We start from the raw sequence: 12,428 nt of genomic DNA on the forward strand, positions 1-12,428 counted from the left end.
ATACTAGATTAACGAATAATACCACGTTTAGACTGCGCTGAATCCTCTAAGAAATCACTAAACACTTTAACGTGTTCATTCGCTTTTGCCGCTTCTGCGATTTCTTCACGAGCTTCTTCTAAGGATTTACCTGAACGATATAACACCTTGTATGCATTACGAATAGCATGTAGTGATTCTTTTTCAAAACCGCGGCGTTTTAGACCTTCAAGATTTAAACCAAATGGTGTCGCGTGGTTACCTTGTGCAATGACATAAGGCGGCACATCTTGTGCAACACCAGAGCAGCCACCAACCATAACATGAGCACCAATTTTACAAAACTGGTGAACTGCGGTCATCCCACCAATAATGGCATAATCACCAAGTGTTACATGACCACCTAGAGTACCGTTATTTGCAATAATACAACGGTTTCCAATGATACAATCATGAGCAATATGCACATTCACCATCAGTAAGTTATCATTGCCCACTTTTGTCAGGCCAACATCTTGAACAGTACCACGGTGAATGGTTACGCTTTCACGAATACGGTTTCTGTCCCCGATTTCAACTCGCGTTGGTTCGCCTTGGTATTTAAGATCTTGGTTAATCTCACCAATGGAAGCGAACTGGAAAATCACATTGTCACGACCAATTTTTGTATGGCCATTAACGACAACATGAGATTTCAGTTCAGTGCCTTCACCAATTTCAACATTCGCGCCAATATAACAAAAAGGGCCAATATGAACATTGGCACCGATGATAGCTCCATCTTCTACGATAGAGGATGGATGAATATAGGCTGTTTTATCAATCATATCAGACCTCACGACGACGGGCGCACATCATTTCTGCTTCGCAGGCCACTTCTCCATCAACTTTAGCAACACCTTTAAAACGTGCAACTCCGCGACGTTCTTTGATAAATTCTACTTCTAAGACCATTTGGTCTCCTGGTAGAACGGGACGTTTAAAACGCGCATTGTCTATCGCTGCAAAATAGTACAACTCACCCGGCTCTAATTTTCCAACGCTTTTAAACGCAAGAATTCCTGTCGCTTGCGCCATGGCCTCTAAAATCAATACACCAGGGAAAATAGGTTTACTTGGGAAGTGTCCTTGGAAAAATGGCTCGTTAAATGACACATTTTTCACTGCACGTAATGATTTGCCTTTTTCAAAATCCAATACACGGTCAACCAGAAGGAATGGGTAACGGTGCGGAAGCAGTTCTAAGATTTCTTCTATATTCAGAGTATGATTATCACTCATCGAAATACTCTTCCTGTCTATTAATACGGTTTAATTAATGAATCGGCCTGCTTTAACCTTAAATTAGGTTAACTGGCAGGCCGGAAAACGTAACTCAGATAACTATTTTAGCCTGAATTACAAAATGATTACTGTTTTTTTTGATTTTGGCTATCTAATTCACGCTCAACATGTTTCAGCCGCTTATTCATCTCATTGATATTTAAGACTAAAGAAGCTGTTTTACGCCAAGTTTTATTAGGCTGTAAAGGAATCCCTGAAGAATATACTCCTGGTTCAGTGATAGGTCTCATAACCATCCCCATTCCTGTTACTGTGACCTTATCGCAAATTTCCATATGGCCGTTGATAACACTGGCACCACCAATCATACAGTAACGGCCGATTTTTAAACTACCAGCCATGATAACACCACCAGCAACTGCGGTATTATCACCAATTATGACATTGTGTGCAATTTGGCACTGGTTATCGATAATAACCCCATTGCCAATTACTGTGTTATCTAAAGCACCTCGGTCAATGGTTGTACTCGCACCGATCTCAACACGATCGCCGATGATCACTGTGCCTAATTGAGGAATTTTGATCCAATTACCACGATCATTCGCATAGCCGAAGCCATCAGAGCCAATGACTGTGCCAGATTGAACTAAACAGTGTTCGCCAATCTCAACATTGTGGTATACGCTGACATTCGCCCACAAACGGGTTCCTGTACCAATACGCGTATTTTTGCCCACAAAACAACCTGCGCCAATCACCACATTATCGCCAAGCTCAACACCACTTTCGATAACGGCATTTGCGCCAATTGCGACATTCTTACCAAGTTTTGCATCATCAGCAATTACCGCTGATGCATGGATATCTTCAGCTGGGCTTGGCGTTGTATCCATAATTTGAGCCATGCGTGCATAAGCAAGGTATGGGTTATCCACTACCAGCGCAGCCACTTTGCATGCTTCAAGATCTTTTGCTGTGAGAACCACCGCTGCAGCTTGGCAATCTGCCAATTTGTCACTATAACGGCTGTCAGATAGAAAAGTAATCTGTTGATTATTCGCTGAATGCATTGGAGCAATACCGGTGATGGTAATATCACCATCACCGTGTAATTGCGCATTCAACTGCTGAGCAAGGTCAGCCAATCGAATTGAAGACATCTATTATTTAACCTGTTTTTGAACCTGACTTGTAATGTCAACGCTATCTTTTGCATAAGCAACTGCATTTGCATCGATAACGACATCATAGCCTTCTTTAGCTGCAACAGCCTTAATAGAGTTCTGAATACGAGTTAAAATTTTAGTACGCTCTTCGCCTTGGCGACGGCGGTTGTCTTCTTCAAATTTTTGAGCTTTTTCAGCGAATTGATCACGTTTAGTCATGAGTTCAGATTCAAGCTTTTCGCGCTCACTTTGTTTCATTGTTGCACCATCACGACGCAATTTTTCAACGCGAGTTTGCAAATCTTTTTCTAGATTTTGTAACTCAGTCGCACGACTTTTGAATTCACTTTCAAGCTGTTTAGCAACGGCTTCACGCGCTGGCATATTTTGGAAAATTTCACCAACATTGACGATAGCGATTTTCTCAGCATAAGCCCCCGCAGACATTGCTAAAGCAATACTCACACCCGCTGCACACAACAATTTTTTCACACTAAACTCCTTAACCCATACGTATGGCTGGAAATTTTGGTTGCTCCCACAAAAAATGGGAGCCTTCATAGATAGAAACTGGAATAGATTACCACGTTCTACCAATATTAAATTGGAACTGTTCTGATTTATCCCCTTCGTAGTCCTTAATCGGCTGCGCATAAGAGAAGACCAGTGGTCCAAGTGGAGACATCCATTGTAAAGCCACACCCGCAGAAGCTCGGATATTGCTTGCCTTACCATAGTCAGGCATACCTTCGCGCCAAGCCGCAGGAATACTGTTCCAATTAGTGTCCCATACCGTACCTGCATCAACAAAGAGAGAGGTACGAACGGAGTTCGAATACTTCTCGTCAATAAATGGAGTCGGAGTGATTAACTCAAATGATGCCGCGTACATCGCATTACCACCGACCGCATCACTTGATGGGCTTCCAGGCTCTGGGCCATCTTTTCCATTAATTTTCTTCAAATAAACCGCTTTTGGACCGATATTATTCGAACGGAAACCACGAATGGTGCTTGAACCACCCGCATAGAAGTTTTCATAGAATGGCATTTGCTTACTGCCAATACCATCACCATAACCTGCTTGTGCACGCCCCAGAACTACCCAAGTTTCGTCTTCGTCCAGTGGATAATACTGCGCTGTATCAAAGCGTAGTTTATAGTATTCGTTATCAGAACCAGGAATTGTCACTTTACCCGATACGTTCGTTTTATTACCCGATGTCGGGAAGAAACCACGATTTAACGAGTTATAAGTCCAACCTAAGTTAAGTGTGAAGTCATCCGCATCAAAGCTTTCTTTATTACGTCCGTTCTCTGTAACTGGTGGATTTTTACCCATAGAATCAAGGTAATCCCACATAGCAGCTTGAGCACGCATATCCGAAAGTCGGTTATGAACATAACCCGCACCGACGCGGAAAGAGTTATTTTCATTAAATGGGAAGCTTAAGAAACTGTCTAGGCCATACGTTTTGTTGTTATAGCCTGATAGATCCGCATCTTTCGCACTAAAGTCGTTATAGAAAATACGACCGCCTAAGCTCACACCATTAACGGTGAAGTACGGGTCAGTAAATGAGAATTCAACGTTAGTTGAGTAGTCATTTTTACTTGCGTTAATACCAACTGCGTTACCTGTACCTAACCAGTTATCTTGTGTAACCCCAACTTGGAAGCTCACACCACTTTCAGTACCAAAACCGATACCAAAGTTCATTGAACCAGTATTACGCTCTTTAACCTTGTAGATAACATCTACTTGGTCAGGGCTACCAGGTACACGTTGAGTCTCTACATCAACAGTTTCGAAATAACCTGTACGATTCAGACGTTCTTTACCTAGTTCAACTAAATCATTTCCGAGCCATGCACCTTCCATTTGGCGCATTTCACGACGTAAAACAGTATCTTTACTGGTGTCATTGCCTTGGAAACGAATCTCACGCACATAGAAACGGTTACCTGCATCAATGTTTAAGTGCAATTTAACTGTTTTATCTGCATCGTTGATTTCAGGTTGTGTCATTACTCGAGGATATGCATAACCATAGCGGCCAAACATATCTTTGATTTTGTTTTCCATACTTGTCACTTGAGCACCGTTATATAATTCTCCCGGTGTAATAGTGATAAGCTCTTGGATTTCAGTTAAATGATCAGCCGTATTACCATTAACTTCGACACCCGATATTTTATATTGGTCGCCTTCAGTAATGTTAATAGTAATATAAATACCTTTTTTGTCTGGGGTCAGACTGACTTGCGTGGAGTCTATATTAAAACGCGCATAACCACGATCAAGATAAAAACTGCGCAGAGTTTCTAAGTCACCCGCCAGTTTTTGCTTCTGATATTTCTGGTCAGCAGCGAGGTTCCACCAAGGAACATCATCACGCAATTGCAGCTTATTAACTAATTCTGCTGTAGTGTAATTTTTATTACCTACAATATTAATTTGCTGAATTTGAGCTGAAACACCTTCAGAGAAAACAAATTTTAAATCCACACGGTTACGTGGCAAAGGCGTTACAACAGCTTTTACTGTTGCATTATATTTACCAACGCTATAGTAAAAGTCTTCTAAACCTTTTTCGATATTTGCAATTGTCGTGCGGTCGAGTGCCTCACCAACGCGGATATTTGAAGCTTCCAAGTTCTGCTTGAGCATATCATCTTTAACAGACTTATTGCCTGTAAAGGTGATACTTGCAATCGTTGGCCGCTCTTTAACTTGAACGATCAGCGTGTTTCCATCACGCAGGACCCTAACATCTTCGAAGTTACCGGTTGAAAATAGGGAACGAATCGAACGGCTGATATCATCGTTATCAACTGAATCGCCAACCCTAACTGGCATGTTCAATAATGCTGCACCAACGGCGACGCGTTGTAGACCTTCGAAACGAATGTCTTTAACTACGAATCCGTCTGAACCGTATGCAGTGGCGCTGCCGAAAAGCAGCGACGCTATGAGCAACTTTTTCATCGCCATCGTTGTTATGCGTATTCCTTACTGGTCCCCAGCTTACAAAAATTAGAAGCGAGAGAAATCATTAAAAAGTGCAAGTCCCATTAACAGAATCAATGCCATTGCACCTATCCGAAAACTAAAGTCTTGTACTCGCTCAGACACCGGACTTCCTTTAATTTTTTCAATTAATAAGAAGAGCAAGTGCCCCCCATCTAAAACAGGCAATGGAAACAGATTGATGATACCTAAATTGACGCTAATAAGCGCAATAAACATCAAATAATATACCAAGCCTGACTCGGCGGATACCCCCGCACCTTTAGCGATAGATATCGGACCGCTTAAGTTATTGAGTTTGACATCCCCAACAACCAGTTTACCCATCATATTGACCGTCAACTTCATTAACTGCCACGTCTTATCACTGGCTTGGTAAAACGCAGAAAATGGCCCATATTGTTGCACCATCTTATATTCATCTGCTAACGGTAACACTGAAAGTTCTACGCCTGCAAACCCAATTTTCTCCCCACGCGGCCCATCTTGGCTATCAGGGGTCAAGGTGAGTGAAATCAATTGCTGCGACCGTTGCACTTCGAGTTTTAACGGGACGCCCGGGTTATTACGAATAATTCGTGTAACGGGATCCCACAAGCCCAGAACTTCCCCGTTAACACTCACTATTCTGTCGCCTTTCTGCAAACCTGCTCGTTCACCAGCTAACCCTTGCGTTACTTTTTGGATAACAGGGTCAATTCTTGCAGAGACAGGCATTATACCTACCGACAAAATTGGATCTTGTTTCTCTGGATCAAACTGCCAAGTGGTTAAATCAACCGTTTTAGTAATCGGTTCATTATAACCACTGGGTAATACTTGTGCTGTCAGTTCACGGTCACCGATTTTACCGACCAATGCTAAACGAACTGAATTCCAATCAGGAGTTTCGATGCCATCAATAGATTTTAGTTCCATTTTTGGTTCAAAATTTGCAATTGCCGCAATAGAGCCTGGCTTTACGTCTTCAATGACAGGTTTCACAGAAGGAACACCAATCATAAAGACTATCCAATAGACAACAATTGCTAATAAAAAGTTCGCGATTGGCCCTGCACCAATAATGGCAGCTCGTTGACCGACAGTTTTATTGTTAAACGCTTGATGGCGACGTTCAGGAGAAACGCTACCAACTCGCTCATCAAGCATTTTGACATACCCCCCTAAGGGGATTATCGCCAAAACAAATTCGGTACCATTCTTATCGACTTTGCGCCATAAGGTTTTGCCGAACCCTATAGAAAAGCGCTCAACATAAACACCACAGCGGCGAGCAACCCAGTAATGGCCGAACTCGTGTACTGTAATTAACACACCTATTGCGATAATAAATGCAACTAAACTCCAAATAAATCCCATGTATCTTCCTAAAGACCAAAACCGTTAAAAATTAACAAATTTAGCCCAGCAAAAACTGGGATTGCCGCTGTTAGGCTATCAATACGATCCAAGATACCGCCATGCCCTGGAATTAAGTGGCTACTATCTTTAATACCTGATTGGCGCTTAAACATACTCTCAGTTAAATCACCAAACACAGATACTACAACAACAATAATTGAAGTCACTAGCAAATAATCAGGCATCACGGGGATTGGCGCAAAGGCGCTAAATAACCATGAAATAATCCCAGCAGTTATAAGGCCACCCACCAAGCCTTCCCATGTTTTACCAGGAGATACCTTCGGTGCCATTTTGTTGCGCCCGATAGTACGACCAAATGCATAGGCACCTGAATCAGCCCCCCAAACTAGCAACATGACATACAATAACCACCAAGCTCCAAAGAATGTATCACTTTGATAACCAACGGTTCTTAAAACCATCATTCCACAATAAAATGGGATAATCGTTAACACGCCAAATAATAAGCGAATAACAACTGATTTGCCCCAAGAAGCGGAGGCGGGATAGGTAACAACTAAAATAATCGCTATCCCCCACCAAATAAGGCCAGCCCATAAACCATACAAAATCATAGGCTCAGAGGAGAACTGATTTATATCGGAAATAGAAAATTGCATTGCAAGTAATATTGCAGCAAAAACAACCGCTAAGCCTATGCGCTTAGCTTGAGAGTGCCAGCCGACAAATTGTGCCCATTCCCAAGCACCTAAAGCACAAACCGCAATCACGACAAGCCCAAAATTCGCTGGGGAAAGTAAAAACAGCGCCGCAATAACAATCGGTATTAAAATTATCGCAGTAAGCAAACGATATTTCAGCACATCTTTCCCCTATTCTTTGCCCAGTTCATCATCTGATTCAGCTCCACCATAACGGCGCTCACGCTTACTAAAAGCATCAACTGCACTCTGAAACACCATTTCATCAAAATCTGGCCACAAAACGTTGGTGAAATAAAATTCCGCATATGCGACTTGCCATAATAGGAAGTTGCTTATGCGATGCTCCCCCCCAGTTCTTATGACTAAATCGACATTTTCTTGGTCATGCATACAAATATGGTTATCGATACTTTCTTCATTGATATCATCAATAGAAAGCTCACCACTTTGTACCTTTGCAAATACTTGTTTTACACTGTTACTAATATCCCAGCGGCCACCATAGTTCGCTGCAATATTCAGTTTTAGCCCAGTGTTGTTTTGTGTTAATGCTTCTGCCTTATCAATTCTTTTTCTGAGGCGTTCACTAAAACGGCTAATATCACCAATGACTTTTAGTTTTACATTGTTTTTATGTAGGTTCTTAACTTCATTATCAAGAGCAAAAACAAATAGCTCCATGAGAGAACTGACTTCTTTCTCTGGCCTTCTCCAGTTTTCACTGCTAAAAGCATACAATGTGAGCGAACTAATCTTATTTTTTACCGCAAAGCGCACAGAATTACGGACAGATTCAACGCCTGCCTTATGACCTGTAATTCTGAGCTTCCCTCTTTGTTTAGCCCATCGGCCATTACCATCCATAATGATAGCAACATGCTTAGGCATCATTGAATCAGAGAGATTTTCACCACTAGAGTTCATTAAATATTAATCCTTGTGAGTACCACTTTGAGTATACAGACCAATAATAACTACTATTATTGAATTTGCTGATAAGACACATCCTTAAATCTCTAAGAGGTACTATGTTATTTTTCTTTTTTTAAACACATCACATATTAAAGAGTTATTATGGCTATCAGCAACTAAATAAAACACATACCAGCGTTAAATTGTCTGAGCGATTATTTTTTCTGCATTTTTACGCGCTCGTTCGTCGATTTCTAAGACCTCTTCAATCGAAACAGGTTCAGAAAAAACTTGGCTATCTAATACATTGCGATTAATTTTTGCTATATCCGTAAAGCGTATTTTGCCTTCGAGAAAAGCAGCAACTGTCATTTCATTCGCACCATTAAGTGCCGTCGTAGCGGCTTGCCCTTGGTGGCAGGCATCGATTGCGAGCTTCAAGCAAGGATAGCGTTGATAGTCAGGCTGAACAAATGTTAATGATGAAAGTGTTGCAAAATCAAGAGGTTTCGCACCAGACATGATACGCTTAGGATAAGCCATACTGTATGAAATTGGAGTGCGCATATCAGGTGTGCCCAGTTGTGCTATCACGCTGCCATCTTTATACCGAACCATGGAATGAATAACAGATTGAGGATGGATAATCACTTCCATTTGCTCGGCGCTCGCATTAAAAAAATAGCAAGCCTCAATATATTCTAGCCCCTTATTCATCATTGTCGCTGAATCGACTGATATTTTTCGCCCCATCGACCAATTTGGGTGGTTACATGCTTCATCAGGGGTCACATTATCAAGATGCGATAACGGTGTATCCCTAAATGGTCCACCTGATCCGGTTAAAACAATACTTGAGATACCAGAAGCTGATAAATCGGCAAAACCTAAATTCAGTTGAATAATTTCAGGTAAACTCTGGAAGATAGCATTGTGCTCGCTATCAATAGGAAATACTGTTGCATTGTGCTTACGAATCTCATTAAAGAATAAACGGCCACTAGTAATTAAAGACTCTTTATTCGCTAATAATATTCTTTTACCTTTGCGTATTGCCGCTAAAGTAGGAAGTAAACCGGCAACCCCAGTAATGGCTGACATAACTTGGTCAGCATCATCCAGACCAGCAAGATCAATTGCAGCTTGTTTTCCTGACAAAACTTCAGTTTTACAATTATTCTCAGTCAAAATAGTTTTTAGCGCTTTTGCTGACGATTCATCCGCCATTGAGGCATATTTCGGATTAAACTCAAGGCACTGTTTCGCCATTTCAGTGACATTCTTTCCTGCCACTAGAGCAACGATTTGAAATTTTTCGGGATTTTGGCGAACAACAGAAAGTGTATTTGTACCAATTGAGCCTGTAGAACCTAGGATTGTCAGACATTTCATAGTGATTGAGTACTCTGTATTAATTCAATACTGAGATTATATCAGCTTAGAGGTTAGAAAGGGTTTTTTAATAAGCTTGAAAAATAATAAAGCCACGCTAACGCACACTTTTACAGTTTGCATTGGTGGCTTTATTATTATGATGGATTAAAATTCCATCAACTCTGCTTCTTTTTGCGCTAATGCTTCATCAACTTTTTTGATGTAGCTATCAGTCAGCTTTTGGATATCATCTTGTGAACGACGCTCGTCATCTTCACTGATTTCTTTATCTTTCAGTAATGCTTTCACTTTGTCGTTAGCATCACGGCGAACGTTACGGACTGCGATACGGCCTTGCTCTGCATCACCACGAACCACTTTAATTAAGTCTTTACGACGCTCTTCCGTTAATGGAGGAAGTGGAACACGGATAACAGTACCCGCTGATGATGGGTTTAAGCCTAAATCAGATGCCATGATTGCTTTTTCAATCGCAGGTGACATGCTACGGTCAAAAACAGAAATAGCTAATGTGCGTGAATCTTCAACAGTGACGTTAGCTAATTGGCGCAAAGGTGTCGCTGAACCATAGTATTCAACAGTGATACCGTCTAATAGGCTTGGAGATGCACGGCCTGTGCGAACTTTACTAATTTGGCTTTTGAATGCTTCAAGGCTCTTTTCCATACGGTCTTGAGCATCTTTTTGGATTTCGTTAATCACGTTTTCAACCCTTAAGAACTGGTTATTAAAGGCCGCATGCGACCTCGCTTAAATTGTCTGAATTTATATTAGATAATACATTTAAACTCAGGTCATGTCTCTGAGTATTAATTGTGAGAAATCAGAGTTCCTTCATTTTCGCCCATAACAACGCGACGTAAAGCGCCCGGTTTATTCATATTGAATACGCGAATCGGTAAGTTATGGTCACGTGCTAATGTGAATGCCGCTAAATCCATCACTTTAAGTTCACGTTCCAAAACCTCTTGGTAACTCAGATTTTCATAAAGGACTGCGTCTGGGTCTTTAGCAGGGTCTGCTGAATACACACCATCAACTTTTGTCGCTTTTAACACGACATCCGCTTCAATTTCAATACCACGTAGGCATGCAGCGGAGTCTGTTGTAAAGAATGGGTTGCCTGTTCCTGCAGAAAAAATAACAACACGGCCGTGACGTAACAAGCTAATGGCCTCTGCCCAGCTATAGTTATCACAGACACCGTTAAGTGGGATCGCAGACATCAGTCTTGCATTCACATAGGCGCGATGTAATGCATCACGCATTGCGAGTCCGTTCATCACAGTTGCTAGCATCCCCATGTGGTCTCCGACAACACGGTTCATTCCAGCTTGTGCCAAACCAGCACCACGAAACAGGTTACCACCGCCAATAACCACACCGACCTGTATACCCAGTTCTATGAGTTCTTTAATTTCCTGAGCCATACGATCTAAAACGCTAGCATCGATACCAAAACCTTCTGCCCCTTGTAAGGCTTCGCCACTTAATTTAAGCAGAATACGCTGATAAACGGGTTTTGCATTGGTTGCCATGGTGTTCTGTCCTAACAGATATTTATTGGGGTAACACACGTAGAATTACAGTGTTCTACGTACCTAAATTTTGAATTAGTTTAAATATAATTTTTTTATACACAAGAATTCTAGCGCAATGCCTATGACGCTAACACCGCAGGGAATATACGTATATAAAACAGAGCCGCCAATTGGCGGCCCTTAGTTGATTACTTGCTCATTGCAGCAACTTCTGCTGCAAAGTCAGTTTCAACTTTCTCGATACCTTCACCTACTTCGAAACGAAGGAAACCAGAAACAGTAGCACCTTTCTCTTTCAGTAAGTCACCAACAGATTTGCTTGGGTCCATTACGAAAGGCTGGCCAGTCAGAGAGATTTCGCCAGTGAATTTGTTCATGCGACCGATAACCATTTTTTCAGCGATTTCGCGTGGTTTGCCAGATTGCATTGCGATGTCTAACTGGATTTGGTGCTCATGAGCAACAACATCAGCAGGAACATCATCTGGAGTCACATATTCAGGTTTGCTTGCAGCGATATGCATAGCGATGTGTTTCAGTAATTCTTCGTCAGCGCCTTCAGCCGCAACTAAAACACCAATACGAGCACCGTGCAGGTAGCTACCTACTTGTGCGCCTTCCAGAATAGCAACGCGACGAATATTGATGTTTTCACCAATTTTCGCAACTAATGTTGTACGAGCTTCTTCGAATTTTGCTTTCAGCGCATCGATGTCAGCATTTTTGTCAGCAACAACAGAAGCCAAAACTTCTTTACCGAATGCTAAGAAGCCTGCGTCTTTAGCAACGAAGTCAGTTTCACAGTTCAGCTCAACCAGAGCACCTGTTTTACCACCGTTGAAAACTTCAGTCAGGATAACACCTTCAGCTGCAACGCGACCTGCTTTTTTAGCCGCTTTTGCTTGACCTGATTTACGCATGTTATCAATCGCTAATTCGATGTCGCCATTAGCTTCAACGAGTGCTTTTTTACATTCCATCATACCTGCGCCAGTACGTTCGCGCAGTTCTTTTACCAATGCAGCGGTAATTCCAGACATGTGATTTA

General features: G+C 41.7%; 12 protein-coding genes. All 12 read right to left on the reverse strand.

Translation table 11 applies throughout. From position 1 onward, the window contains the following. Positions 1-8: 8 nt before the first annotated feature. A complete protein-coding gene (gene lpxA / locus P3L40_RS16915; protein ID WP_004257444.1) occupies positions 9-806 on the reverse strand; it encodes an acyl-ACP--UDP-N-acetylglucosamine O-acyltransferase in 798 nt (265 codons plus the stop codon). Between the two features lies 1 nt (position 807). Next, positions 808-1,260 (reverse strand): 3-hydroxyacyl-ACP dehydratase FabZ, encoded by a 453-nt coding sequence (fabZ, locus tag P3L40_RS16920; protein WP_004257450.1) that lies wholly within the window; start codon positions 1,258-1,260, stop codon positions 808-810. A gap of 128 nt (positions 1,261-1,388) precedes the next feature. Beyond that, a complete protein-coding gene (gene lpxD / locus P3L40_RS16925) occupies positions 1,389-2,426 on the reverse strand; it encodes a UDP-3-O-(3-hydroxymyristoyl)glucosamine N-acyltransferase (RefSeq protein WP_136134308.1) in 1,038 nt (345 codons plus the stop codon). A gap of 3 nt (positions 2,427-2,429) precedes the next feature. Beyond that, positions 2,430-2,924, reverse strand: coding sequence for a molecular chaperone Skp (gene skp, locus P3L40_RS16930; RefSeq protein ID WP_036957991.1), 495 nt, complete (start codon positions 2,922-2,924; stop codon positions 2,430-2,432). Positions 2,925-3,012: 88 nt separating this feature from the next. Then, positions 3,013-5,427 (reverse strand): outer membrane protein assembly factor BamA, encoded by a 2,415-nt coding sequence (gene bamA / locus P3L40_RS16935; protein ID WP_004257462.1) that lies wholly within the window; start codon positions 5,425-5,427, stop codon positions 3,013-3,015. A 42-nt stretch (positions 5,428-5,469) separates the two neighbouring features. Further along, positions 5,470-6,822, reverse strand: a complete 1,353-nt coding sequence (gene rseP / locus P3L40_RS16940; RefSeq protein WP_004257481.1) for a sigma E protease regulator RseP — start codon at positions 6,820-6,822, stop codon at positions 5,470-5,472. 8 nt (positions 6,823-6,830) lie between these two features. Then, positions 6,831-7,691 carry a phosphatidate cytidylyltransferase gene (gene cdsA, locus P3L40_RS16945; RefSeq protein ID WP_094961137.1) on the reverse strand — a complete coding sequence of 287 codons (861 nt, stop codon included), beginning with the start codon at positions 7,689-7,691 and terminating at the stop codon, positions 6,831-6,833. Between the two features lie 9 nt (positions 7,692-7,700). Further along, positions 7,701-8,456, reverse strand: coding sequence for a polyprenyl diphosphate synthase (gene uppS, locus P3L40_RS16950; RefSeq protein ID WP_004257489.1), 756 nt, complete (start codon positions 8,454-8,456; stop codon positions 7,701-7,703). A 186-nt stretch (positions 8,457-8,642) separates the two neighbouring features. Then, complete coding sequence (gene ispC, locus P3L40_RS16955; protein WP_094961136.1) at positions 8,643-9,836, reverse strand: 1-deoxy-D-xylulose-5-phosphate reductoisomerase; 1,194 nt, start codon at positions 9,834-9,836, stop codon at positions 8,643-8,645. Positions 9,837-9,983: 147 nt separating this feature from the next. Next, positions 9,984-10,541 carry a ribosome recycling factor gene (frr, locus tag P3L40_RS16960; RefSeq protein WP_004257496.1) on the reverse strand — a complete coding sequence of 186 codons (558 nt, stop codon included), beginning with the start codon at positions 10,539-10,541 and terminating at the stop codon, positions 9,984-9,986. Between the two features lie 107 nt (positions 10,542-10,648). After that, entirely contained in the window at positions 10,649-11,377 is a 729-nt protein-coding gene (gene pyrH, locus P3L40_RS16965; RefSeq protein WP_004257499.1) for a UMP kinase, read from the reverse strand. Positions 11,378-11,568: 191 nt separating this feature from the next. After that, positions 11,569-12,420 (reverse strand): translation elongation factor Ts, encoded by an 852-nt coding sequence (tsf, locus tag P3L40_RS16970; RefSeq protein ID WP_004908761.1) that lies wholly within the window; start codon positions 12,418-12,420, stop codon positions 11,569-11,571. Between the last annotated feature and the right edge of the window lie 8 nt (positions 12,421-12,428).

The sequence above is a fragment of the Providencia sp. PROV040 genome (assembly GCF_032706145.1).
Lineage (GTDB): Bacteria > Pseudomonadota > Gammaproteobacteria > Enterobacterales > Enterobacteriaceae > Providencia > Providencia hangzhouensis.

Coding starts and splice junctions, on each gene's coding strand:
- uppS (WP_004257489.1), bottom strand. CDS start 8,456: ATGAACTCTAGTGGTGAAAATCTCTCTGATTCAATGATGCCTAAGCAT.
- rseP (WP_004257481.1), bottom strand. CDS start 6,822: ATGGGATTTATTTGGAGTTTAGTTGCATTTATTATCGCAATAGGTGTG.
- lpxD (WP_136134308.1), bottom strand. CDS start 2,426: ATGTCTTCAATTCGATTGGCTGACCTTGCTCAGCAGTTGAATGCGCAA.
- tsf (WP_004908761.1), bottom strand. CDS start 12,420: ATGTCTGGAATTACCGCTGCATTGGTAAAAGAACTGCGCGAACGTACT.
- lpxA (WP_004257444.1), bottom strand. CDS start 806: ATGATTGATAAAACAGCCTATATTCATCCATCCTCTATCGTAGAAGAT.
- ispC (WP_094961136.1), bottom strand. CDS start 9,836: ATGAAATGTCTGACAATCCTAGGTTCTACAGGCTCAATTGGTACAAAT.
- fabZ (WP_004257450.1), bottom strand. CDS start 1,260: ATGAGTGATAATCATACTCTGAATATAGAAGAAATCTTAGAACTGCTT.
- bamA (WP_004257462.1), bottom strand. CDS start 5,427: ATGGCGATGAAAAAGTTGCTCATAGCGTCGCTGCTTTTCGGCAGCGCC.
- pyrH (WP_004257499.1), bottom strand. CDS start 11,377: ATGGCAACCAATGCAAAACCCGTTTATCAGCGTATTCTGCTTAAATTA.